18 protein-coding genes are annotated in these 23,481 nt (G+C 64.4%); 2 read left to right on the forward strand and 16 right to left on the reverse strand.

From position 1 onward, the window contains the following. Nucleotides 1–92: 92 nt before the first annotated feature. The 12 genes from rpe to FJ425_RS04260 all read right to left on the reverse strand — a co-directional run bounded on the left by rpe (nt 93) and on the right by FJ425_RS04260 (nt 17,670). Entirely contained in the window at nt 93–770 is a 678-nt protein-coding gene (rpe, locus tag FJ425_RS04200; protein ID WP_140546550.1) for a ribulose-phosphate 3-epimerase, read from the reverse strand. A 172-nt stretch (nt 771–942) separates the two neighbouring features. Continuing rightward, the gene (locus tag FJ425_RS04205) at nt 943–4,809 is read right to left on the reverse strand and encodes a DUF11 domain-containing protein (RefSeq protein ID WP_140721972.1); all 3,867 of its coding nucleotides are present in this window, start codon (nt 4,807–4,809) and stop codon (nt 943–945) included. Nucleotides 4,810–4,820: 11 nt separating this feature from the next. Then, nucleotides 4,821–6,785: a hypothetical protein gene (locus tag FJ425_RS04210; RefSeq protein ID WP_140721975.1), complete on the reverse strand. Its 1,965-nt coding sequence runs from the start codon at nt 6,783–6,785 to the stop codon at nt 4,821–4,823. Between the two features lie 939 nt (nt 6,786–7,724). Further along, nucleotides 7,725–8,519, reverse strand: a complete 795-nt coding sequence (locus FJ425_RS04215) for a phosphoribosyltransferase (RefSeq protein WP_140721978.1) — start codon at nt 8,517–8,519, stop codon at nt 7,725–7,727. 248 nt (nt 8,520–8,767) lie between these two features. Next, on the reverse strand, nt 8,768–9,439 hold the full coding sequence (locus tag FJ425_RS04220; protein WP_140721981.1) for a hypothetical protein: 672 nt from the start codon (nt 9,437–9,439) through the stop codon (nt 8,768–8,770). A gap of 315 nt (nt 9,440–9,754) precedes the next feature. Next, on the reverse strand, nt 9,755–10,687 hold the full coding sequence (locus FJ425_RS04225) for an alpha/beta hydrolase (RefSeq protein ID WP_140721984.1): 933 nt from the start codon (nt 10,685–10,687) through the stop codon (nt 9,755–9,757). A gap of 214 nt (nt 10,688–10,901) precedes the next feature. Continuing rightward, a complete protein-coding gene (locus FJ425_RS04235; protein WP_140721987.1) occupies nt 10,902–11,684 on the reverse strand; it encodes a carnitinyl-CoA dehydratase in 783 nt (260 codons plus the stop codon). Then, a complete protein-coding gene (locus FJ425_RS04240) occupies nt 11,677–13,755 on the reverse strand; it encodes an acetate--CoA ligase family protein (RefSeq protein WP_140721990.1) in 2,079 nt (692 codons plus the stop codon). Before FJ425_RS04240 ends, FJ425_RS04235 begins: the two co-directional genes overlap by 8 nt. A 64-nt stretch (nt 13,756–13,819) precedes the next feature. Further along, a complete protein-coding gene (locus FJ425_RS04245) occupies nt 13,820–14,983 on the reverse strand; it encodes an acyl-CoA dehydrogenase (protein WP_140721993.1) in 1,164 nt (387 codons plus the stop codon). A gap of 4 nt (nt 14,984–14,987) precedes the next feature. Further along, nucleotides 14,988–16,109 carry a carnitine 3-dehydrogenase gene (locus FJ425_RS04250; RefSeq protein ID WP_140721996.1) on the reverse strand — a complete coding sequence of 374 codons (1,122 nt, stop codon included), beginning with the start codon at nt 16,107–16,109 and terminating at the stop codon, nt 14,988–14,990. Between the two features lie 5 nt (nt 16,110–16,114). Further along, nucleotides 16,115–16,738 (reverse strand): HD domain-containing protein, encoded by a 624-nt coding sequence (locus tag FJ425_RS04255; RefSeq protein ID WP_140721999.1) that lies wholly within the window; start codon nt 16,736–16,738, stop codon nt 16,115–16,117. Between the two features lie 14 nt (nt 16,739–16,752). Then, the gene (locus FJ425_RS04260; RefSeq protein WP_140722002.1) at nt 16,753–17,670 is read right to left on the reverse strand and encodes a 3-keto-5-aminohexanoate cleavage protein; all 918 of its coding nucleotides are present in this window, start codon (nt 17,668–17,670) and stop codon (nt 16,753–16,755) included. Between the two features lie 131 nt (nt 17,671–17,801). Here FJ425_RS04260 and FJ425_RS04265 point away from each other — a divergent pair, with 131 nt between their 5' ends. Continuing rightward, a complete protein-coding gene (locus FJ425_RS04265; protein ID WP_140722004.1) occupies nt 17,802–18,782 on the forward strand; it encodes a GlxA family transcriptional regulator in 981 nt (326 codons plus the stop codon). On the opposite strand, the gene FJ425_RS04270 is transcribed toward FJ425_RS04265, so the two are convergent. The 3 genes from FJ425_RS04270 to xylA all read right to left on the reverse strand — a co-directional run bounded on the left by FJ425_RS04270 (nt 18,763) and on the right by xylA (nt 21,285). Then, the gene (locus FJ425_RS04270) at nt 18,763–19,524 is read right to left on the reverse strand and encodes a TIGR01458 family HAD-type hydrolase (RefSeq protein ID WP_348643149.1); all 762 of its coding nucleotides are present in this window, start codon (nt 19,522–19,524) and stop codon (nt 18,763–18,765) included. The genes FJ425_RS04265 and FJ425_RS04270 overlap by 20 nt on opposite strands. Nucleotides 19,525–19,584: 60 nt before the next feature. Beyond that, entirely contained in the window at nt 19,585–19,788 is a 204-nt protein-coding gene (locus tag FJ425_RS04275) for a hypothetical protein (protein ID WP_095768166.1), read from the reverse strand. Nucleotides 19,789–19,959: 171 nt separating this feature from the next. Next, a complete protein-coding gene (gene xylA / locus FJ425_RS04280) occupies nt 19,960–21,285 on the reverse strand; it encodes a xylose isomerase (RefSeq protein ID WP_140722008.1) in 1,326 nt (441 codons plus the stop codon). 113 nt (nt 21,286–21,398) lie between these two features. Here xylA and FJ425_RS04285 point away from each other — a divergent pair, with 113 nt between their 5' ends. After that, a complete protein-coding gene (locus FJ425_RS04285; protein ID WP_140722010.1) occupies nt 21,399–21,761 on the forward strand; it encodes a nuclear transport factor 2 family protein in 363 nt (120 codons plus the stop codon). 197 nt (nt 21,762–21,958) lie between these two features. Here FJ425_RS04285 and xylB read toward each other — a convergent pair whose 3' ends face one another. Beyond that, on the reverse strand, nt 21,959–23,413 hold the full coding sequence (gene xylB / locus FJ425_RS04295) for a xylulokinase (protein ID WP_140722013.1): 1,455 nt from the start codon (nt 23,411–23,413) through the stop codon (nt 21,959–21,961). Nucleotides 23,414–23,481: the final 68 nt, after the last annotated feature.

Here is a 23,481-nt window from a genome sequence, read left to right on the forward strand (position 1 = left end):
GACGATGTTCCTGGGTCGCTTCATAGAATGAACAGTCGTTCAATCGCTGTCGCGGTTGTGCAACTCCCGCGAGAGCTCGTGCCGTTATACGTTTAACTGGCGGCCCTGTCGGCAGCCGTTCGAATTGCTTCGATATTTGCCCTATAGGCCTCGACGCTGCCGCCCTTGAAGACTGCGGCGCCCGCCACCAGCACATTGGCGCCGGCCGCGGTCACCAGCGGCGCCGTTTCGGCCGAAACACCGCCGTCGATCTCTATACGGATCGGCCGGCCGCCGATCAGCGCCTTGACCCGTTTCACCTTGTCGACGATCGCCGGGATGAAGGCCTGCCCGCCGAAGCCCGGATTGACGGTCATGATCAGGATGAGGTCCAACCGGTCGAGCACATACTCGATCGCCGTTTCCGGCGTTGCCGGGTTGAGCGAGACGCCCGCCTTCTTGCCGAGGTTCTTGATGGTCTGGAGCGAGCGGTCGAGATGTGGCCCGGCCTCGGCGTGCACCGTCATGCCGTCGCAGCCGGCTTCGGCGAAGGCCGCCAGGTAAGGATCGGCCGGCGCAATCATCAGATGGCAGTCGAAGAAGGCCTTGGTACGATTGCGGATCGCCTTGATCACCGGCGGGCCAAAGGTGATGTTGGGCACAAAATGACCATCCATCACGTCGAGATGGATCCAGTCGGCGCCGGCCGCCACGACGGCCTCGACCTCGTCGCCGAGCTTGGAGAAATCCGATGCCAGCACCGATGGCGCAATCAGGGTCTTCTTGCTCATGCTGCTCGCCTCATTTCCGAACGCCAATGCCAGGGCCGCCTAGAGCCGGATGATTTCAGGTCGAGTCGACCTGAAATCTGAATCCGGCTCTAAATCAAAGAGAGAGCATGAGGAAGCGGAAAAGAAAACCCGCCGGATCGCTCCGGCGGGTCCTGGTCCTCAGCCGCAGGGATTACGGCTTGAAGTTCTGGATGTTGGCGCCCGCCGGGTCCTGCAGCACGCGCCGCGGCTGGCGCTGCGGCACCAATTGCTGCAACACGTTCGGGTTGAGCAACAGGCCGGGGTTGATCTCGATGCCCGGCCTTCTGCGGATCGGCGTGCAGTCCGGGAAGCGTCCCGTGGTCCCGGCGGGGCAGCGCTTGATCAGCACCGGCTGGCATTGGCCGTCGATGAAGCGCGAACCCGGCGCGCATTCCTGCTGCGGCTTGCGGCAGGCGCCGTCGCGGATTTCGGTTCCACGCGGGCAGACACAGTCGCCCCGCTTGTTGTGGACCTGGCCGCGAATGGTGCATTGCTCCTGGCTCGGCTTCGGCCGCTGGCAGGCCTTGCCCCGCACCTCCAGCCCGTCCGGGCAGGCGCAATCGCCGTTGGCGTCGCGCACCTGGCCGCGGATCGGGCATTGCTTCGACACGATTGGCCGGCAGGCGCCGTCACGTACCTCTGTGCCGCGCGGGCAGACGCAATCGCCATCGGCGTTGCGGGACTGGCCGCGGATACGGCACTGAGCGGGCGGTTGCCGATCAGGCACGCAGGCCTTGGCCACCCGGTCGAGATGCGTGTTGTCCGGGCAGGTGCAGCCGTTTCCGTCCGAAGTCGGCACGGCGCCGCGCACCGCGCATTTTGGCGGGATGACCTGGCAGACACCGTTCACCAGCTCGCCGCGGCGGCACACGCAGTTGCCGTCCTGGTCGCGGTACTGGCCGGGACGCAGCGTGCACTGCGGCTCGTCGCCCCGCACGCATTTGCCGTTTTCCAGCGCCGTGCCGCGCGGGCAGACGCAGCGTCCGTCCGCTGTCCGGATCTGGCCCTGCAGCAGGACGCAGCGCTGCGGTGGCGGAAGCGGCAGCAGCTTGGTGCCTCCACCGCCCGAACACTGGCCGTTGCGGAAGGCGGTGCCGTCCGGGCAGGCGCAACGGCCGGCCGAGTTCAGCACCAGCCCATCCGAGCACTGGTTCTTCACCTTATGCCTGATGGTGAAAGGATGGCACGCATAGGCTTTGCCGCGATCGCCCTGGACGTTGGTCAGGTCGCGGTTGAGCAAGTCGCCGCCGCCCTGCACCGGTGTGTTAGGGGACAACACGCCGACGCAGTTCTGCCCGTTGACCGTTCCCTGCAGATTGGCGAGGCGCCCCTCCTCGGGAATGATCACGGTGACGTGGTGGGTGTGGCTTTCGCCGGCGCTCAGCATCAGGTTGGTGATACAGGATAGGGGCAGCGTCGTCGGTTCCGGCGAGCAGCCGAAAGGCGGATCGATCGAGGTGATCTCAACGCCTTCCAGCCGGCCCAGGCCCTCCACGCCGATCGCATCGCCGATGCGGACCGGACCGGAGAAGGGGTTCGGCCCGTCATTCGCGATGGTGATCTCGAACGAGCAGGGTTCTCCCGGCTGGCACTCGGCATCGCCGGTCTTCTCGACGCGGATGGCGGAAGTGCCGCCGCCCTTCGCGCAAGCCTGGCCGATCGGGTAGACGATATCGTCTCCCGGCGCCGGCCCGTAGGAGCCGCGCGCGCAGTTCTCGAACGCGCCATTGCCGCTCACCGTCACGTCGAAGTGCCGGCTGGTTCCGGGCGTCATTACGGCGCCGGGAATCTGGCACGACAGCGTGTTGGCAGGCACCGGTCCGCAGCTCCACCCCGCGCCGTCAGGGGTCACGGTCTGGATCTCGACCGGAGCACCCCCCGAAACCAAGGTCGCGGCATCGTTGACCCGCACTGGTCCGGTGGGAGCAGCGGTGCCGGCATTGGCGACGGTGATGCGGCAGGAAACCATTCCAGCACGCACGAGCTGATCGCCGCCGCACACCTTGGTGATGCGCAGGCCGGGTTGGCCGCCATTCGGATGGCGGATGCGCTCGGTGGCGCAGGCCCTGTTGTTGGCGAGATCGACCTCGCCGGGAATGGCCTTAACCTCGGCGCAGTTCTCCACCGTGTCCGGCCGGTAGCTTGCAGGCATCACCGCCTTGACGACGATCGGCGTCGAGGCGCCCGAAGGCAACGAGATGCCGGCATTGTCGCAGCGGAACTGTCCAGGTCCGTTCGGGCTGCAGGTCCATGGCGGGCTCGGCCCGAAGGTCGACGAGGTGGGCGCGCCGCCGGGATAGTTGTCGATCACCGTCAGCGGCCCGTTATAGGTGCTGGTGCCGTTGTTGATGATGTCGATCACGAAGGTGCAAACGCCGTCGGCCGTGCAGACGGGAATGCGGGCGCGCTTCTTCAGGATCAGGTCCACCTTCTTTTCGACCGGTGGGTTGCACTGTGGATCGCGGTCGCCACGGCGGCAGATCGGGATCGAGGCGCAGCCGCGATCGTTGGTCTGGCTGCCGAACAGCGGCTTGCCGCTGGCCTGGTAGTCATAGGCGGCGCAGTTGCGCAGCACGCTGCCCTGCCACCCGCCGGCCGGCCTGAAGCCGAGCTTGAGGTTGACGGAAGCGCCGGGGTTGAGCGTTGTCACCGGATAGGTGCAGGTCATCGGCGTCGTGCCGGGCACGCAGACCCAGGGCGCGTTCGGTCCCGATGTCAGCACCGAGCCTGCCGGCAGCGTCACCTCGTCGAGCACGATCTTGCCGTTATAGGGCGCGTCGCCGACATTGGTAACGGTGATGGTGAAGTCGCAGCCGCCGGCCATCGTGCAACGCGGCACGTCGGCATGCTTCTCGACCTTCAGGTCCGGCTCCTTGTCCTTGGGCGGGCATCTCAGGTCACGCGGGATGACGATGTCGATCACCTGCGTGCAGCAGAGCCCCCAGCCCTCCTTCGGCCCGGCATAGGTTTCGATGCCGGTCACGATGAGATGGATTGCCTCGCCCGGCGAGGCGCCGATGATCTTCCAGTTCAGCACGCCGCCGCCGATCGGCACCTTCTGCGTGCCGGGAACGATGGTGACGCCGGGCGTCGTCGTCGACACCTGCACCCACTTGCCGCCCATCTCCGGGCCGACCGGCATGTGGTAGATGAAAGCGCCGCCGCCGGGCACGCAGTCGACCGTGCCGCGCTCGACCTTGAAGCATTCCTTGCCGGGAGGTGGCGGCGGATTGCACTTGGTGACGTCGACATGGATCGTCGTCTTGGCGCCGGTGAGGATATTGCCGTCATCCGGCTTGCTCGGATCCTGCGACGGGATAATGGTCGCCGGACCGCCCGCCGTGGTCACCTTGATCTGGCCCTGGTTGTCGACATTGGCCGGCGCCGGAAACGCCGCCTGGTCTATCTTGGCCAGGATCCGGAAGGTGATGGTGCGTTCGTTCGGCGTGCCCGAGCCGTCGAGGTCGGAGGCGGAAATCCGGAAATCGGACACCGTCGCGGTGTCGTCGGGATTGGCCGAGCTACTGATCGCAGCCGCCGGCAGCGGTCCGCCGGAAGCGTCCGTGCCGTCGCCGGTCACCTGCGCGCTGACGATTTTCAGGCCATGCGCAAGCTGGTCCTTGAAATCGATCCTGGCGTTCTTCAGCGCGTTGACAAAGACCGGGTTGCCGAAGGCCTGCTCGTTGCCGCGCAGGCCGAATGTCAGCGTGTAATAGACATAGTCGCAACTACGCTGGCCACCCGTCTTGGTGAAGAAGGGGACGATGCGGCCGGGCTCTGGGTTGATGACGCGCGGATTGTCCAGGTTGAGCCTGGGCTCCGGTCCGGCGACCTCAGTGAGTTTGGCCGGAGCGGTGTCTTCCGCGAATGCCGGCAGCGCCGGCAGCATGGCGACCGCGATACCGGCCGCCATCAGCCAGCGCGCGCCGCGCCTGGCGTATGACAGGGGTTTCATGATCGTCTCCATGACGGGTTTCGGGTTGCTCGAAACGAAGCGGGAAAGGGCGAGATTGCTCATCTGTCCCTCCCTCAACGTTCGCAACTGACGGCTGGCGTTCTGAGCGGCAGCGTCATCTTGCAGCAAGGGTAGTAGCCACCCTTGTCCTGGTCGGACTTGCGGTAGAAGCAGAGCCCGACATTGACGGTGTCGCCAGGATAATGGCCGGTGATGTCGATCGTGTAGGGCTTGCCCGGAACATGCGACATGGGTGTTGTCACCCCGACGCCGGGCGTCCTGGACTGCGCCTTGATCGAATCGCCGCCGAAGCCGGCATGGTCATGGAGATAGAGTTCGGCCTGAAGCCCGCGCGGCGTGCAGTAATAATGCACGTCCTCGATATCGATGCAGGGCGGCAGGTTGCCGGGCGGTGGGAAGTCCGGCGGATAGAACGGAGGCAGGTAGCCGCCGCCGGGGATTTCCTCATAGTAGTCGGCGCGGCCCTCACAGGGGCGCCAGACCCTTACGTCGCCGACATGGCCTTCGACCTCGGGGTCTTCGAAATAACCGTCGAAGTCGACGAACCATGAGCCGAAGGGCGGAACGTTCGCCGGCTTGACCAGCGCGCTTGGCGTCAGCTGGACGCCGTGCACGGCAAGCGGCCCGCCGGCGGCGAGACGCTCGGCCAATTCAGGATTGTCGCGCAACTTGTCGCCGGTGTTGACGACGGTATCGGTGCAGACGCTGGTGTCGATATTGCCGTCGGCATCATAGCCATATTGCAGGTCGACGCCGCCGGCCGACTGCCGGTTGCCTTGCGGGAAGCCGACCGCATATTCCTGCGGCACCTCGACCCAGGCCGATTCCGTTGCCGGATCGTCCGGGTCCTCGCGCCAGTAGCGGATCAGCTCGCCTTTGCCGGAATCGGCGAAGCGGCTGTAATCGTAACGGTTTTCGACCGGGCCGCGCTGGGCGAGATACATGAAGCCCTTGTTGTCGAATGAGATGTCGGTGACGGCATAGTCCTTGTCGGCCTTGACCGTCAGCTCCCAGCGCGGATCGCCGGCGAACGTGCCGTCGCGCGCAATGCCGACCGACCAGATCTCGGATTTTTCGCCGACCGAATAATAGAGCCGGCCGCCATGATAGGAGACCGCCCAGACGCGGCGCCCGTCCTGTGTATAGCCCCAGGTCTCGGGGTCTTCCGTGTCGAAGGCGGCGCCCTGGATATCCATGACGGCGCCGTCGTCGGCAACCGGGGCCAGCCCATGCGCCGGGCGCCCGGCGACACCATGGTCGAACGTGTCGATCAGATGGCCGTTGCCGTCGATGCGGTGGATGAGGCCGGTGTCGAGGTCCGAGGCGAAGAACTGGCGGTGGATGGGGTCGAAGGCGAGATTGCCGATGCCCGGGCCGCTGTTGGTGTCGATGTCGGCGAATTTCGAGACCGCGCCCGTGATGCCGTCAATCTTCCAGATCGTGCCTGGTCCGCCGCCATTCTCGGTGCCGAACTGGCCGTCCATGAAGGCGGCGCCGGCGGCGCCGCGGCGCTGCCGCTCCGGACGCCCGTCGTCGTCGGCGTCCGGCGTGACGATCTCGACGCCATGCAGCGAGGTCGCGGCGGCATAGAGGTTGGGAATGCCCGAGGGCACGCCATCGCGCACGCCGTCGTCATAGGTCAGTCCGAACACCTCGCCGATTTGCCCGGCGCTTACCTCGAAGGGCGGCGGCGTGTTAACGAGCTGGCCGGAGGCCTGCCCGCCGAGATGCGCGACGTCGAAAATGCGCAAGGATGCGCGGGACGTATCGATGAAGGTCTCGTCGACCGGATCGGCGCCGGGCGGCAAGCCCTGATCGAAATTGGGGATCACGGTCCCGGGGAAGCCGGTGACCGCCATCGATCCGGGATAGATGATCTGCGTTTCCTGCGCCTTCGCAACGCCGCCGAGCCAGAGGCCGGCGGACAACGCCACGGCAAGTATTCCACCGGTTGTTGCTATTGCGCGGCGTGAACGGCCGCCACGAGAACGCACGAACGAGCCGCGACCGCCAGACATTGAACTCCCCCCGAAGCCGCAGGAAGGAACATCCGGTCTTGCCGCGCCAACCAGGGCAAGGCGCGGCGGTGCGGCACGTTCGTCCCCGATCGAATTGTCTGTTTTCCTCTTGGCGACGATACGCCTGCTCCTGTGCAGGGTCAACGGAATCAGCCGAAAGCCCAGCGCGTCGAGCCCTTCCCGAAGGCGGCGATCGCGCTGGACTCCCGTTGTTCCCGGAGACCGCGGAGTCTCTGGGTTTCTGGTCATGGCGGTTTTCCCTTTCCGGGCCGCACCATTGCGGCGCCTGGCCGTCAGTCGCTGGCCGGCGTGGAAAGGTTCATGGGAGGATAGTGGCACATCGTGCTAACGCTGATCGAGCGTGGCGGCACCGCCGTTCGTTCCATATCGACATCACGGCAGCTGCCCGTGTCGTTCCTATTGTCAACGCCAAAAAGGAAAGCGCTTCATTACCGACGAAGCCCGCCATTACATCACTGTCGGTAAGACCTTTGCGGAACACTGTTCTGTCGATCATTGCCGCGAGGTGTCAAGGCAGGCGGCATCACCACCAACACCGTCGAAGGCTAACTCGATCTTCTAGCGGGGCGTGAAGGGCGTCTACCAGCATTGCGCCGAACATCGTCTGCACCGCTTGGCGCCAAGAAGGATCATTATCGAAAGCCGGTGCAGCTAAAGCTACCCCTATCGCGCGCGGGACCATTTCGGGAGTGATGCAAGCCCTAAGAGGGTAAAGATGCCCAAAGAACCTAAGCAGATACAAAAGTTCCGAGAAGCCGCGCGCGAACTGGGAACCGACGAGTCGGAAGCGGCCTTTGATGAGGTGCTTGAGAAGATAGCTAGGAAGCGGCCTTCACACGTTCACGCTCCGCCAGAGCGGCAGCAATCTTCGGATGAAGAGTGACCCCGGCCGCTTCGACAGCTTTGGCCGCAGCAGCATTATTCTCCTTTAGCTGCCGCCTCAGCAAGGCGATCTCTGAGGAACTGTAGTCGCGCGTCAACTCTGGCGCGGCGGTGCTCTTTTTCCGCCCACCGAACCAAAAATCTAGCCTCAGAATATGTGAGACAGCCTGTATCATGACCTATCTCGCTTCGCCAAAAATCACTGCATCCTGTACCATATGCCTCTTTCAGCATATCATGGATTTCCTGATCAATGGCAAATTTTTGATGTTCGCCCGATCCGTGGGCTAACGTGGTTACCGCGACGACGGTTCCACCTTGCCGCACGATATGACTTCTAAGTGCGGCCAATGTGCCGCCGCGTGAGAAGACATCATCCACAAGGATGAAAGAGCCACCGGGCGCCACTTCGCCCACAAAATGAGGCTGGAACAGAAAACGAGGGAAATCGGTCATGTTGGTGCGCCCCACGCGCGCGCCTTGGACGATCTCATCGTTCACAGGAAGGCCAAGAAGCTTTCCCAGATAGTTGGCGAATACGAACGGGAATGCATTTCGCACCATGTCGGTCTCAGCCACTGCATGGCCGCTATCGACAGCGTTGAATGCCGGGTGAGGGAAAACGATCATGGGCGTTTTGTCCGATGCGACGACAACGTCGGCCAGAAGATCCAAGACCCCCTTGTTTATGATGCCCTTTACGACGCGCGTCGCGGCATCGTGATCGTTCCCATATTTTCCTAGCCGATAGTCTTTTTGCCGCTGGTCGCCGGCTGGGCCGCGGACCTCGATTCCATTGAGGCGGTCGAACCGGGTATGAACCAAAACCATCCTGTCCCCGGGGCAGCCCCAAGGTTCGCGTAGGTGTAGCCGGCTTATTAAAGGCGAAGCGCCCATCACATTGTCGTTTCACAGACGCCTCCCTATCTGGCATAGATAAGCGGCGCGATTTGCGTTGCGCAGAATGCGGGCCGGGACTTTCGTCCCGACCCTGTCACCCTGCGGTGACTGCCGGATTGGGTCGTTTGCGGCGACTTTCTCCGGGAAGCTTGAACTCATGGCGGCTGCATTGTGGCCTCCTATTCAAAAACAGAAGTGGCTGAGGAAGACGGTTCCACCCTGCCCTCAGCCACAATCTTCCCCTCCGTCTCAGCAGGAGGGATGTAATACCAAGTCCTACCCGCGCGACGGGTTAAGCCATCCTTGGATAAGCGATATAATGTCATCCCGACGGTCTTCTCGTGCATCGGGATACCTTGTGCGGTAACGAACTCCTTTATCTCAGAAAGCCGGGCTCCCTGTTCGCCCGACTGGCGAAGGCGCTCAATGACGACATCTTTGATCTTCGGAGCTTCCGACTCTTCGATGTTGTCAGTCTCGTTCTCCATCTCCGCCTCGTTCTCGTCCGTCTCCCCCTCGTCGCCGGTTTCCTCGTATTCATGTTCGTCGCCGGATTTGCCCGCCGCAACTGTTTGCGTTCGCTCTTCTTCCCCTCGCGCAACACGAAAAGCTCGAAGATATGCCTCGTTGCCGATTGCCGCCTTAACTAGGTCCCACAGCTTCGGCGCGCTCGTATCAAAGCCGAAGACAGACAGCGCCGGTCGGACATTCGCTATTATCGCCTGAGCTTCAGCTGCGCGCTCTGTACACTCCGCTATTTGCTTTTCGGCCGCCGCCTTGGCCTCCTGAGCTTCTACCTGGCGCACAAGGATCGAAAATACGGCCGCCTTCTCGTGCTCTCTAAGTTCCATTAGTAGATGATCCTTTCTTCATTCCTTAACTGATTATACACTGCGCTGCCCGAAAGGCAATCACCAACGAAATCAAGAGGAGCATCACGCGCTGAATCGAGCGTTCCGGCCGGGAATGGGAATCAGTCTGGATGGGCCATCTGCCACTTAAAACGCGAACGGCCCGCCTTGTGAAAGGGCGGGCCGCTGCCGATTTCTTCGGTTTCCGTCATACGGGCCGGTAGCTCTGTTAAAGCATGCGTCCGTTGTCTGATTTGTCAAATATATGATCGCCGGAGATAGCGGAGCGGAAAGTGTTTCCGGTCGCCAGGGGCGTTACCAGATCCAGTCGCCCCGGCCGAGCGCCGATACCGCCTCGACGATGCGGGTGAAGCTCGTCCGCGCCCGGCCGACCATGTGGCGGGCTCGGAGGTAGCCATGCACCAGGCCCGGCTCCTCGAACCAGGCGGCGCGCCCGCCGGCCGCGATGACGCGGTCGCGATAGGCCTCGCCGTCGGACGATAGCGGGTCGCACTCGGCGGTGATCAGCACCGTCGGCGGCAAATAGGCGAAATCGGCGTCGGCCAGCGGATAGAGCGTGATGTCGCCGGTCTGGTCGACGCCGCCGGTGCGGATATGCTTGTAGAAGTCGAGGTCGCGCACAGTCAGCATCGGGGCCTCGGCATGGGTGACGTAGGAGCCGCGCGTATGGTCGCCGCCGAGGCCGGGATAGATCAGCATCTGGCCGGCCGGCTTCTTGGCGTGACCGCGCGTGGCATGCGCTATCGCCGCGCAGAGATTGCCGCCGGCGCTGTCGCCGCAAAGCACGACAGGGCAGTCATAGGTCCTGGCGGCCCATTCGAACGCGTCCATGGCGTCGTCGAAGGCGGCCGGATGCAGATGCTCCGGCGCCAGCCGGTAATCGACCGAAACCACCTCGTAGCCGGTGCGTGTGCAAAGCTCGGCGCAGACATCGTCATGGCTCTCCAGCCCGCCCAGGATAAAGCCGCCGCCATGAAGGTAGAGCACCATCGCGGCATTGTTCGGCTCCGCGTTGCGGTAGATGCGGATCGGGATGCCGTCGGCGATGGCTGTCGTCAAGGCGGTCACGCCTTGCGGATAGCCGGCAAAGAACTCCCGGCACATCCGGTCGTAGATCGCGCGCTGCTCTTCGATCGTGTAGTCGATCGTGTCCGGCGGATAGTAGGAGTTGGTCTTCTCGATGAAGGCCCGGGTCTCGGCGTCGATGAGAGTTTTGTAGTCGGTCATATCGCATGACCAACTTTAGATGATTGCGCCCAGGCCCCCCTCTCTGTCCTGCCGGACGTCTCCCCCTCAAGGGGGGAGATTGGCAGTTTCGTCGACGGCACTTCTTTCCCAACGTCGGCGATTGGCGAAAGCGGGCGTGACATCTGATCTCCCCCCTTGAGGGGGAGATGCCCGGCAGGGCAGAGGGGGGTGCCTCGCGCCGTCATCTCCGATGCTATCGTCCCTTCCACACCGGCTCGCGCTTCTCCGCGAAGGCCCGGAACCCTTCCATGTTGTCTTCCGACCCATAGAGAATATCGACCGTCGGCAACTGCCTGCGCGTCACCTTGTTCATGGCGTCCTGGAAGGTCAGCGCCTCGGCCACCCGCGCCGTCTCCTTGATTGCGGCGAAGACCAGCGGCGGGCCGCTGGCCAAGAGCCTTGCGATCTCCCAGACGCGCTCCTCGATCTTGTCCTTGGGCAGCACCTCGTTGACCAGGCCCCAGCGATGCGCCTCGGCGACATCCATCCAGCGGCCGGTGAACAGAAGGTCCATGGCGATATGGTAGGGAATGCGCTTCGGCAGCTTGATGGTCGCCGCGTCGGCCAGCGTGCCTGCGCGGATCTCCGGTAGCGCGAAGGAGGAATGGTCCGAGGCGTAGATGAGGTCGCAGGACAGCGCCAGCTCGAAGCCGCCGCCCACCGCCATGCCGTTGACGCAGGCGATCACCGGCTTGTTGAGGTCGCGCAACTCCTGCAGTCCGGCAAAGCCGCCGACGCCATAGTCGCCGTCGACCGCATCGCCGGCCGCCGCCGCCTTGAGGTCCCAGCCGGCGCTGAAGAACTTGTCGCCGGCCGTCTTGACGATGGCGACGCGCAGCTCCGGATCGTCGCGGAACGCCTTGAAGGTCTCGCCCATCAGCCGCGACGTCTTGAGGTCGATCGCATTGGCCTTCGGCCGGTCGAGCGTGACCTCGAGGATCGTGCCCTCGCGGCGGGTGGTGATGATTTCAGCCATTCTTCTTTTCTCCAAGCACCAGCAAGGCATCCGCGATCCAGGCGCCCTTGCCTTTGGCGCAGACAATCAGCGGGTTGATGTCGAGTTCCTCGATCTCGCCCTCGTTCTTCTGGACGAAGTCGGCAATACCGGCGATGGCGTCGATGGCGGCGTCGACGTCGGCCCTGGGCCGGCCGCGATAGCCTTCGAGGAGAGGATAGAGCTTGAGCCCACGCAATGCCGCCTCGATGTCGTCGCGCGTCGCCGGCAGCATCAGGGTCACGCTGTCGCGCAACAGCTCGACCAGCACACCGCCGGTGCCGAGCGTCATCACCACGCCGAACATCGGGTCGCGGGTGAAGCCGACGATCAACTCGGCGACGCCGTCACGCACCATGCGCTCGGCATAGAGCCCAGTGCCGAGCGGCAAAAGGTCATGCGCGGCGGCGCTGACGGATTCGGCGTCCTTGAGGTTGAGCCGCACCGCGCCGACTTCCGATTTGTGCGTGACGCCAAGCGCCTTCAGCGCCACCGGGAAACCCAGCGTCATCGACGAAATCACCGCCTCGACCGCATTGGAGGCGCGCTCGCCCTTCGGCACCGGCAGGCCGGCGTTGATCAGCCTCTCCTTGGCCTCGGCCTCGTCCGGCGTCACGCGTTTGGCTTCGGATGCGCCTGCCGCGGTGGTGTCGACCGGCTGCGCCTGCGGCTCGCGCCAGGCCCAGCCGATGAAGGCGGCGGCTTGGGCGGCGTCCATGGCTTCCGGGATGCCGAACAACGGCACCATGCCGCGCGCCATCAGGCCGGCGGTGTATTCCTCCGGCAGGTTTTCCGGCAGCGAGGAGACGATCGCCCCTTGCGCCTTGTTGGTCTTCAATGCAGCCTCGAAGGCGCGCAGCGTCGCCCACCAGTCGACGTCGGAACAGCGGTCCGGGCGCGGGAAGTCGAGCACCAGCATGTTGAGGTCGAAGCCGCCCGACACCATGGCGGTGAAGGTGGCCGTCATCGCCGGCTCGTTGTTCCAGATGAAGGTGTGGTAATCGAGCGGATTGGCGACCGCGACCAGCGGTCCGAGTGTCGATTTGACATGCGCGCGGTGCTCGGCCGTCAGTGCCGGGAAATGCACCCAGCGCCCCTCGGCGCTGTCCGCCATGACGGAGGCCTCGCCGCCCGAGCAGCTCATCGACGAGAGCCTGTAGCCGGGCAATGGTCCGGTGATGTGCAGCAGCTTCAGCGCCTCGATGAAGGCGGGAATCGAATCGACGCGCGCGATGCCGAGACGCTTCAGGAAGGCGCCGGAGGCGGCGTCCGAGCCGGCCAGCGAGGCGGTGTGCGACACCGTCGCCTGCCGCGCCTGCTCCGAGCGGCCGACCTTCATGGCGATGATCGGCTTCTTCAATTCGCGGGCGCGCGCCGCCAGCCTTTCGAAGCCGGCGACCGAATCGAAAGCCTCGATATGCAGGCCGAGCGAGGTGACGCGCTCGTCCTCGATCAGGCCCAACGCCATTTCGGAGAGGCCGGTCTGCGCCTGGTTGCCGGCCGTCATCAGGAAGGCGATCGGCAGGCCGCGCTTCTGCATCGTCATGTTGATGGCGATGTTGGACGACTGGGTGATGATGGCGACGCCCTTGCCGTCCTCGGCCAGCCTGATCCCGCCATGCTGGTCGGGCCAAAGCAACGCGCCGTCGGCATAGTTGATCAGGCCGTAGCAGTTTGGACCGATGATCGGCATCTGGCCCGCGGCGGCGACGAGCTCGGCCTGCAGCCGCTCGCCGTCCTCGTCATAGGCCTCGGTCTCGAGGAAGCCGGCCGCAAAGCAGACGGCGCCGCCGGCGCCGCGCTCGGCCAGCGCCTTGATCACCTCAATGGTGAGATGCCGGTTGACGCCGACGAATGCAGCGTCCGGCGCTCCGGGCAACTCGCCGACGGAGCGGTAGGCCTTGCGCCCGGCGACCTCGTCCTTGGTCGGATGCACCGGCCAGATCTCGCCGGCAAAGCCCATCTTGATCGACTGCGCCACGACGGCGGCGGCCTGCGCCCCGCCGAACACGGCGATTGATTTCGGGCGCAGGAGACGTTCGAGTTTATGCATGGTCATCTTTTCGTTTGAGCGCGATCTTGTCCAAAACCGGTCCCCGGTTTGGGGTAATCATGCTCTAACCTCCGAACGGACGCAGCAGCGCCCGCGAAATAATATGTCGCTGAATCTCCGACGTGCCTTCCCAGATGCGCTCGACGCGCGCGTCGCGCCAGATGCGCTCCAGCGGCAGGTCGTCCATCAGACCCATGCCGCCATGGATCTGGATGGCTTCGTCGGCGACAAAGGCCAGCATCTCCGTGGCCTTCAGCTTGGCCATCGCCATATCCTGGTCGGTGACGGTGCCCTGATCGTACTTCCAGCCGGCTTCGAAGACCATCAGGTCCGCCGCCTTCAATTCCGTCGCCATGTCGGCGAGCTTGAACGAAACGCCCTGGAACTTGCCGATCTGCTGGCCGAACTGCTGGCGCTGCGCGGCATATTCTATGGCGTGCGACAGCGCGCGTTCGGCGCGGCCGAGGCAGGTGGCGCCAACCTGGAGACGCGTCGCGCCGAGCCATGAATTCGCGACGTCGAATCCCTTATGCACTTCGCCGAGCACCTGGGAAGCCGGCAGCCGGCAGTCGTCGAATTCCAGGATCGAATTGGTATAGCCGCGATGCGAGACATTGCGGTAGCCGTCGCGCACGGTGAAGCCCTTGGTGCCCTTGTCGACGAAGAAGGCGGTGATCTTCTTGCGCTTGCCGCGCGGCGAATCCTCTTCGCCCGAGGCCATGAAACAGATCGCGAAATCGGCGATGTCGGCATGCGAGATGAAATGCTTGGTGCCGTTGAGCACCCAGTCCGAGCCGTCCTGCACGGCGGTCGCCTTCATGCCGCGCAGATCGGAGCCGGCGCCGGGTTCCGTCATCGCCAGGCAGTCCGACTTCTCGCCGCGAATGCAGGGAAAGAGGTATTTCTCGCGCTGCTCCGGCGTGCCGGCGAGCAGGATGTTGGACGGACGCGCCACGCAGGTCCAGTGCAGCGCGTAATTGGCGCGGCCAAGCTCCTTCTCGTAGAGCAGCCAGCTTACCGTATCGAGGCCAGCGCCACCGACATCGGCCGGCATGTTGGCGGCATAAAGCCCGGCCCCGATCGCCTTCGCCTTCAATTCGTCGATCAGCTCGCGGCGCAGCACGCCGGTGCGCTCCACCTCGCGCTCATGCGGGTAGAGTTCGTTCTCGACGAAGGCGCGCGTGGTCTCGACGATGAGCTTCTGTTCTTCCGAAAGACCGAAATGCATTGCCTCAGCCCTTCTTCTTGCTCTTCTTCGCCTTGTCGGCCTTGGCGGACTTCTCAGCCTTTGCCGGCTTGGCTGCCTTCTTCGCCGGTTTGGCCTTTGCGGGAGCCTTGATAAAGGTCTCCTTCGCCGCCAGCTTGGCGAGCTGCCTAGTATAGTCCTTGTGCAGCGCGCCGGCGCCCCAGCCCTTGCCCTTGTTCTGCTTCGACAGCGCTTCCATGATCGCGACCAGATTGTCGTCGCGGATCTTCTCCAATTCGCGGATCGACAGGCCGTGCGCCTGCTCGTCCGACTGCGTGGCGATCAGGTCGACCAGCTCGTCATTGAACTCGGGCACGTCCATCAGCTTGGTCCACGGCCATTTCAGGCAAGGTCCGAACTGCGCCATGAAGTGGCGCATGCCGGCCTCGCCGCCGGCGACGCGATAGACCTGGAACATGCCCATCTGCGCCCAGCGCAGGCCGAAGGAATAGCGCATGATGTCATCGAGTTCCTCGACGGTGCAGATACCGTCCTTGACCAGCCACAGCGCCTCGCGCCATGCGGCCTCGAGCAGGCGGTCGCCGACAAAGGCCTCGATCTCCTTGCGCACCACCACCGGCTTCATGCCGATCGAGGCGTAGAGCTCCTTGGCCACCTCGATCGCCTCCGGGAAAGTCTGCTCGCCGCCGACGATCTCGACCAGCGGCAGCAGATAGACCGGGTTGAACGGATGGCCGACCACCAGCCGCTCCGGGTGCTTCCTCATCGCCACCTGCATGTCGGTCGGCTTGATGCCGGAGGTCGACGAGCCGACAATGGCGTTGGCCGGCGCGTGCGCGTCGATCTCGGCCAGCACCTTGTGCTTGAGGTCGAGCCGCTCCGGCACGCTTTCCTGGATGAAGTCGGCGTCGGCAACCGCCTCGGCGATGGTCTTGGCGAAGGTGAGCTTGCCTTCCTTGGGCAGGCCGGCGGGCAGCATCTGCTTGTAGGCCCGCCTCGCGCCCTTCATCACCTCGCCCACCTTGCGCGAGGCTTCCGGATCCGGATCGAAGATCGACACGTCGATGCCGTTCAAGAGCAGCCGCGCCACCCAGCCGGCGCCGATGACACCGCCGCCGATGGCGGCCGCCTTGTTGATGATGCTCATGCTTGTCAGGCTCCGGTTCTCGTCTTGGCTGTTTCGGGGTCGGTGAGGGCCACACGGTCGCCGGTGCGGATCACCGCCGGATCGTAGGCCTTGCGGGCGAACACTTCGAGCACGAAGGGCCGGAAGAACTCGACCGGCAGCGTCTCGTAGTCGGGATCGAAGCTCGACTGGTCCCATCGCTCGCAGAACTGGTCGCAGTCGTCGAAATAGAGGTGGCCGGCGAAGCGGTCGCGGGCATGGCGGTTGCCGCCCAGATGATGCGCGTAATAGAGGCGCTGGAAATCGCCGTGCTTCTCCACCACCCAGGTGCATTGCTCGCGCACGAAGGGTTTCAGGATCGCAGCCGCGTATTCGTCGTGGTTGTAGGGCGCGTAGATGTCGCCGATGTCGTGCAGCAGCGCGCAGGCGATCCAGTCGGTGTCGGCGCCGTCGCGCCAGGCGCGCGTCGCCGCCTGCAGCGAATGGCCGAGTCGGGTGATCTTGTAGCCCGACAGGCCCTCGTCGAGCTGCACGAGCGCGTCGAGCAGCCGGTCGCCGGTCTTGGCGGCATAGTCGATCTCATGGGCGGTCAGGAATTTGTAGTCTTCCTTGTCGCCGTCCTTCATCGCGGTGAATTTGACGGTAGCCATCTGCACCCCCCAAACTATGCTGCAATCGGCGCCCGCTTGGTCAGGTTGAGCTTCTTGCGCACTTCCTCAGGTCCAAGCACACGCGCGCCGAGATTGGTGACGATGCTGGCCGCGCGTTCGACCAGCTGCGCGTTGGTGGCCAGCACGCCCTTGTCGAGCCACAGATTGTCTTCCAGGCCGACGCGGACATTGCCGCCGGCAAGCACGGCCGCCGCCGCATAGGCCATCTGGTTGCGGCCGATCGAGAAGGCCGACCAGTTCCAGGTCGAGGGCACGTTGTTGACCATCGCCATGAAGGTGTTGAGGTCGTCCGGCGCCCCCCATGGCACACCCATGCAGAGCTGCACCAGCGCGTCGGAATCGAGCACCTTTTCCTCGACCAGCTGCCTGGCGAACCACAGATGTCCGGTGTCGAAGGCCTCGATCTCAGGCTTGACGCCCAGCGCCGTCATCATGCCGCCCATGGCGCGCAGCATGCCGGGCGTGTTGGTCATCACATAGTCGGCCTCGGCGAAGTTCATCGTGCCGCAGTCCAGTGTGCAGATCTCCGGCAGGCACTGGCGCACATGTTCCATGCGGTTGGTGGCGCCGCCCATGTCGGTGCCCTTCTCGTTGAGCGGCAACGGCGCTTCCGGCGAGCCAAACACCATGTCGCCGCCCATGCCGGCGGTGAGGTTCAGCACCACGTCGACATTCGCCTCGCGGATGCGCTCGGTCACCTCGCGGTAGAGATGCACGTCGCGCCTCGGCTTGCCGGTCTCGGGGTCGCGCACATGGCAATGGACGATCGCGGCACCCGCCTTGGCGGCGTCGATCGCCGAATCGGCGATCTGCTTGGGCGAGCGCGGCACATGCGGGCTGCGGTCCTGCGTGCCGCCGGAGCCGGTCACGGCACAGGTAATGAAGACCTCGCGGTTCATCGCAAGCGGCATTTTGATCCTCCCAGATTCGATCGGCCATGCATGCCATCCAGAAGCGGGAGCCGATAGCGGCACGGCATGCACGGCAATTCACCAAGAATGCCCTACTTGTCGGAAACTGTTTTGCGTTTTACGAAGGTCTCATGATCAAAAGCGAAAAGCCGACCATCTTTCGGTCCGAGCGCGGGACGCTCAAGGTTACGCTCCTGGTGTTCTCGGGGTCGTCGATCATGTGCGTGGCCTCGGCCGTCGATCCTTTGCGCGCCGCAAACCGCATCTCAGGCGAGATGCTGTTCGATTTCAAGCTGGTCTCGGTCACCGGCGAGGCGCCGGTCACGACATGCGGCCTTCCCGTGGCTGTCAGCGGCCGCTTCGACGCGGGCGAGGCCACCGACATGCTGGTCGTCGTCGCCGGCTTCGGCACGCAGAACTACGCCACCTCGGCATTGCTCGCGGGCTTGCGCAGGGCAGCGCGCGCTGCCCGCGCCTGTGGCGGTGTCGAGGCGGGCACCTGGCTGGTGGCGCGCGCCGGCCTGCTCGAGGGCCGCAGCGCCACCACGCATTGGGAAGACATGGAGGATTTCTCCGCCGCCTTTCCGGGCGTCGACGTGCGGCCGGACCGCTATGTCATCGACGGACCGGTCTTCACCTCCGGCGGCGCCTCGCCGACCTTCGACCTGATGCTGCATCTGGTCCGCACCAGGCTTGGCATGGCCGCCGCACTCGATGTGGCGAGCGTCTTCATCTACGACCAGGCGCGCGCCGCAACGGACGCGCAGCCGCTGGTCTCGCTCGGCCGGCTCGATGGCTACGATCCCAGGCTCGCCCAGGCGATCCGGCTGATGGAAGCCCATGTCGACCAGCCGCTCACCATCGACGCCGTGGCAAAACGCGCCGGTGTCACGGCAAGAACGCTGGAAAGCGTTTTTCGCAAGTCGATCGGCGAGACCCCCGGCGCCTATTATCTCAGGCTGCGCCTCAGCGCCGCCCGCCGTCTGGTGGTCGATACGCGCATTGCCATGGCGGACATCGCCGGGCGTACGGGCTTTTCATCTGCCGCGGCATTTTCCAGGGCATTTTCAAGGGCTTTCGGCGAGGCGCCGGTCAGGCTTCGGCGCGGTTGAGAATCCAGTCTGTCGCGGCGGCGAGGTCATCGACCACTGCCGTCGGAGCCGGATCGTATTGCGTTTCGTCGTTGGGTCGGTACTTGCCGGTTCGCACGAGCAGCGCCGCGCCGAGGCCGGCGCGCAGCGCGCCGGCGACATCGCTCTCCGCGTCGTCGCCGACCATGACCGCATCGGCCGCAGGGCAGTTCAAATCGGCAAGCGCCGAATGGAAGAAATCCGCCGACGGCTTGCCGAGCACGACGGGGCTTCGGCCGCTGGCGAATTCGAGGGCCGCAACGAAGGCGCCGGCGTCGAGGCTGAGTTGGCCATCCGCATCCTTGAAGATGCGGTTGGTGGCCAAAGCCACAAAATCGGCACCGGCGGATAACACGCGGAAAGCACGGTTGAGACTGGCGTAGCCGAACGCCTCCCCGGCATCGCCGACGACGACCGCCTTGCCGCTTCCTCCCTCCAGGCCCGAAAACTCTGCTTCGAGATCGGGATGGACGAGCAGATGCGGCTCGCGGCCATGCCTGCGCAACCATTCGATCGCAGCGCGCGCCGGCGTCAGCAATTCTTCATCCGCAACTTCGATGCCCATGGCGGCAAGTTGCGCGACGATCTTGCTGCGCGGCGAGCGTGTCGTGTTGCTGACAAAGCGGAGCGGCAGGCCGGCCTTGCGCAAACGCTCGACCGCGGTCACGGCACCTGCGATCGGGGTATCGCCATCATAGACGACACCCACAAGATCAAGCAGCACCGCGCGTATCATCGGTGCAGGATGGAGAAGCCACCTCTTTTCGTCAAATCACGGGAATTGTCAGGCGGCGTCGCGGCCTTCGCCGACGATGCGCGTGCGCATGCTCTTGGCCAGCGCCGTTTCCAGCCGCGCGGCGACCGCGCGGTCCCATTCATTTGTCTTGCGGCCGCCGTCCTTCGAATGCGGCAACGCCATCAGCCGGTCGATGATCGATCCAGTTTCACCGGACGAAAGCAGGGCGTCGATCTCGCGTTCATGCTGCATATCGGTTCGCCTCCTTCTTCTTCACCCGCCACAGGAGCCACGTTTATACGAGTTCCGTGACGGCTGTTTGAAGGCAAGAGCGGGGCGATTAAGGGGCGGCTCGGGGCAAAACCTTGTCGTGAAGTTCTGCCCCGCGCGAACGCTATACGGTCGGGCATTCCGCCTGAGCGATCAGACGTAGCGGTTGACGATGTTCTCCAGCAGCTCCTGCCGGCCGGAGCGCGGCTGCGGCTCGATCTTCTCCTTCACGACGCGCTCGGCGATCTCCTCCAGCGTGCGCTCGCCCGAAAGCATTGCCTTGCCTTCGGCGGTGTTCCAGCCGGCATAGCGCTCGGCGAGTGGGCCGGACAGCGCCTTGTCCTCGATCATCTTGGCCGCCGCCTTGAGGCCGCGTGCGCAGGCATCCATGCCGCCGATATGGCCGATCAGGAGGTCGTCCGGGTCGAGCGACTGGCGCCTGAGCTTGGCGTCGAAATTTGTGCCGCCGGTCTTGAAGCCGCCGCCCTGCAGGACCTGGTAATAGGCCAGCGCCATTTCCGGCACGTTGTTGGGGAACTGGTCAGTGTCCCAGCCCGACTGGTAGTCGTTGCGGTTCATGTCGATCGAACCGAAGACTCCAAGCGCGTTCGCCAAAGCCAGCTCATGCTCGAAGGAATGGCCGGCCAGGATCGCGTGGCCCTGCTCGATGTTGAGCTTTACCTCCTTCTCCAGCCCGAAGCGCTTGAGGAAGCCGTAGACGGTGGCGACGTCGTAGTCGTACTGGTGCTTGGTCGGCTCCTGCGGCTTCGGCTCGATCAGGATCGTGCCCGTGAAACCTATCTTGTGCTTGTAGTCGACGACGAGGTTGAGGAAGCGGCCGGCCTGTTCCTGCTCGCGGGCAAGGTCGGTGTTGAGCAGCGTCTCATAGCCCTCGCGTCCGCCCCACAGCACATAGTTCTCGCCCTTGAGCTTCTTGGTGACGTCGATGCAGCTCTTCACCGTCGCCGCCGCATAGGCGAACACATCCGGATCGGGATTGGTGGCCGCGCCCGACATGAACCGGCGGTGCGAGAAAAGGTTCGCCGTGCCCCAGAGGAGCTTGACGCCGGTCTCTTCCATCTTGGTTGCGAAATAGTCGGCGATCTCGTCGAGGCGCGCGGCGCTCTCCGAAAAATCCTTGCCTTCCGGGCGCACGTCCGCGTCGTGGAAGCAGAAATAGGGCGCGCCGAGCAGCGAGAACATTTCGAAGGCGACGTCGGCCTTGAGCTTGGCCAGTTCCATCGTGTCGACGCCGCCCGGCTTGGCGAACCAAGGGCGGTCGAAGGTCTGGCTGCCAAACGGATCGCCGCCCGGCCAGGCGAAGGAATGCCAGTAGGCGACGGCGAAGCGCAGATGGTCTTCCAGCCGCTTGCCGGCCACCACCTCATCGGGGTTGTAGTAGCGGTAGGCCAGCGGATTGGTCGAATCCGGCCCTTCATATTTGATTGTCTTGATGTCGCCGAAAAATCCGCTGCTCATGGTTTCCTTCCTCTCCAATATGGTTTCGCCCGATTACCTCAGGCGTAATTGGTTTCACTCTTTTGCCGGGCGAAAAACGTCATGTCGAAACGATCCAACGAAGGACCATGACAATGACCGACCTCAACAAGATCGCCCGCAACTACATCGCCGCCTGGAACGAGATCGATGCGCAGCGCCGCAAGGCGCTGCTCGACGCGGCGTTCACCAAGGATGTCAGCTATCGGGACCCGGTCATGCAGGGCGACGGCCATGATGGCATCGCGGCACTGATCGACGGCGTCCAGCAGCGTTTCGCCGGCTTCCGATTCTCGCTGAAGGGGCAGCCGGACGGTTTCGCGGACAAGATCCGCTTCTCGTGGAACCTGGGACCCGAAGGCACGGAGTCCGTCATCGAAGGCACCGACATCGGCGTTATCGAGAACGGCCGCCTGAAGAGCGTCACCGGGTTTTTGGACAAGGTGCCGGCGCAGTGAGGATAACTGGAGAGGTGGGATGCGAGGGCCCCCTCTCTGGCCTGCCGGCCATCTCCCCCTCAAGGGGGGAGATTGGCAGCTTCGAGGCCTCGCCTCTCCTTGCAACGCCGGCGATTGGCGAAAGCCGGCGTGACATCCAATCTCCCCCCTTGAGGGGGAGATGCCCGGCAGGGCAGAGAGGGGGGCCTCGCGCATAGTCACGCAGTTACCGCCCTAATCGCCGGATACAGCGCCCGATACCTCTGATAGGCATCAGCATAAGCGCCGCCCAGCCCTGCATCCGGCTCGATCGTCGCATCCGTCGCCGGCGCGGTGCAGACGGCAAGCGGATCGGCGCCGGTCGCGGCGATCAACCCCAACCTTGCCGCGCCGAAAGCGGCGCCGAAATCGCCGTCGGCCGGAATATCGACCGGAACCTGCAGCGCGGTGGCGATCGCTTTCAGCCAATAGCGCGAGCGCGAGCCGCCGCCGATGGCGGTCACCCGGCTCAGCGTCGTGCCGGCCGTCTTCAGCGCTTCGAGACCGTCGCGGAAGGCGAAGGCGACGCCCTCAAGCACCGCCTGCGTCAGCACGGCCCGGCTCGATTGATGCGCCAGCCCGGTGAAGGAGCCGCGGATGGCGGAGTCATTGTGCGGCGTGCGCTCGCCCGAGAGATAGGGCAGGAAGGTAACGCCGGTCGGCGCCTTCAGCGTATCGCCGAGTTCATGCGTCAGGTCGCCGGCACCCTTTCCGGTGATCTCCGACAGCCAGTTGAGCGAATCGGTGGCCGACAGGATCACGCCCATCTGGTGCCATGTGTCGGGCAGCGCATGGCAGAACGTGTGCACCGCGCTTTCCGGATTGGGCAGATAGGAAGCGTTCGCCGCAAACAGCACGCCCGACGTGCCGAGCGACACGAAGGCGTGGCCGGCGCCGACCGTGCCCATGCCGCAGGCCGAGGCCGCGTTGTCGCCAGCGCCGCCGGCGATCGGGATGCCTGTCGCGACACCCCATTTGGAAGCGAGCTCGCCCCGCAAGGCGCCGGCCTTGGCCGTGCCTTCGACCAGCGAGGGCATGTGCTTTTCGTCGAGCGATGTCGCCGCCAGCAGTTCGGGCGCCCAGCGGCGCTTGCCGACATCGAGCCACGAGGTGCCGGCCGAATCCGACATTTCGGAGATGTGCTCGCCGGTCAGCCAGAGCCGCAGGTAATCCTTGGGCAGCAGCACCTTGGCCACCTTGGCAAAGATTGCCGGCTCGTTGTTCCTCACCCAGGCAAGCTTCGGCGCGGTGAAGCCCGGGAAGACGATGTTGCCGGTGAGCTTGCGGAAGCGCGGATCGGCGTCGAGCGCGGCCGCCTCGACATGGCTGCGCGTGTCGTTCCACAGGATGCAGGGGCGCAGCACCTTGTCCGAGGCGTCGAGAAGCGTGGCGCCGTGCATCTGGCCGGAAAGGCCGATGCCCTTGACCGCGGCCAGCTCCTTCGGATGGGAAGCCTTGAGTTCGGCAATCGCCGTCTCGCAGGCCTCGATCCAATGCGCCGGATCCTGCTCCGACCAGCCGGGATGCGGCCGCGAGACGTCGAGCGAGCCATGGCCGGAGCCGATGACCTTCTGGCCGTCGTCGATCAGCAGCGCCTTGACGCCCGAAGTGCCCAGGTCGAGGCCGAGATACATGATTTCCTCCCATTGCCGTTAATTTTTTCGGATCTCGAAAAAATCTGGCTTGGCCAGTTTTTAGGACA

This window comes from Mesorhizobium sp. B2-7-2 (assembly GCF_006440775.1).
Lineage (GTDB): Bacteria > Pseudomonadota > Alphaproteobacteria > Rhizobiales > Rhizobiaceae > Mesorhizobium.

Bases quoted from the DNA above. Each gene is read 5' to 3' on its own strand.
- rpe (WP_140546550.1), bottom strand. From the start codon at position 770: ATGAGCAAGAAGACCCTGATTGCGCCATCGGTGCTGGCATCGGATTTC.
- FJ425_RS04205 (WP_140721972.1), bottom strand. From the start codon at position 4,809: ATGAGCAATCTCGCCCTTTCCCGCTTCGTTTCGAGCAACCCGAAACCC.
- FJ425_RS04210 (WP_140721975.1), bottom strand. From the start codon at position 6,785: ATGTCTGGCGGTCGCGGCTCGTTCGTGCGTTCTCGTGGCGGCCGTTCA.
- FJ425_RS04215 (WP_140721978.1), bottom strand. From the start codon at position 8,519: ATGGTTTTGGTTCATACCCGGTTCGACCGCCTCAATGGAATCGAGGTC.
- FJ425_RS04220 (WP_140721981.1), bottom strand. From the start codon at position 9,439: ATGGAACTTAGAGAGCACGAGAAGGCGGCCGTATTTTCGATCCTTGTG.
- FJ425_RS04225 (WP_140721984.1), bottom strand. From the start codon at position 10,687: ATGACCGACTACAAAACTCTCATCGACGCCGAGACCCGGGCCTTCATC.
- FJ425_RS04235 (WP_140721987.1), bottom strand. From the start codon at position 11,684: ATGGCTGAAATCATCACCACCCGCCGCGAGGGCACGATCCTCGAGGTC.
- FJ425_RS04240 (WP_140721990.1), bottom strand. From the start codon at position 13,755: ATGCATAAACTCGAACGTCTCCTGCGCCCGAAATCAATCGCCGTGTTC.
- FJ425_RS04245 (WP_140721993.1), bottom strand. From the start codon at position 14,983: ATGCATTTCGGTCTTTCGGAAGAACAGAAGCTCATCGTCGAGACCACG.
- FJ425_RS04250 (WP_140721996.1), bottom strand. From the start codon at position 16,109: ATGAGCATCATCAACAAGGCGGCCGCCATCGGCGGCGGTGTCATCGGC.
- FJ425_RS04255 (WP_140721999.1), bottom strand. From the start codon at position 16,738: ATGGCTACCGTCAAATTCACCGCGATGAAGGACGGCGACAAGGAAGAC.
- FJ425_RS04260 (WP_140722002.1), bottom strand. From the start codon at position 17,670: ATGCCGCTTGCGATGAACCGCGAGGTCTTCATTACCTGTGCCGTGACC.
- FJ425_RS04265 (WP_140722004.1), top strand. From the start codon at position 17,802: ATGATCAAAAGCGAAAAGCCGACCATCTTTCGGTCCGAGCGCGGGACG.
- FJ425_RS04275 (WP_095768166.1), bottom strand. From the start codon at position 19,788: ATGCAGCATGAACGCGAGATCGACGCCCTGCTTTCGTCCGGTGAAACT.
- xylA (WP_140722008.1), bottom strand. From the start codon at position 21,285: ATGAGCAGCGGATTTTTCGGCGACATCAAGACAATCAAATATGAAGGG.
- FJ425_RS04285 (WP_140722010.1), top strand. From the start codon at position 21,399: ATGACCGACCTCAACAAGATCGCCCGCAACTACATCGCCGCCTGGAAC.
- xylB (WP_140722013.1), bottom strand. From the start codon at position 23,413: ATGTATCTCGGCCTCGACCTGGGCACTTCGGGCGTCAAGGCGCTGCTG.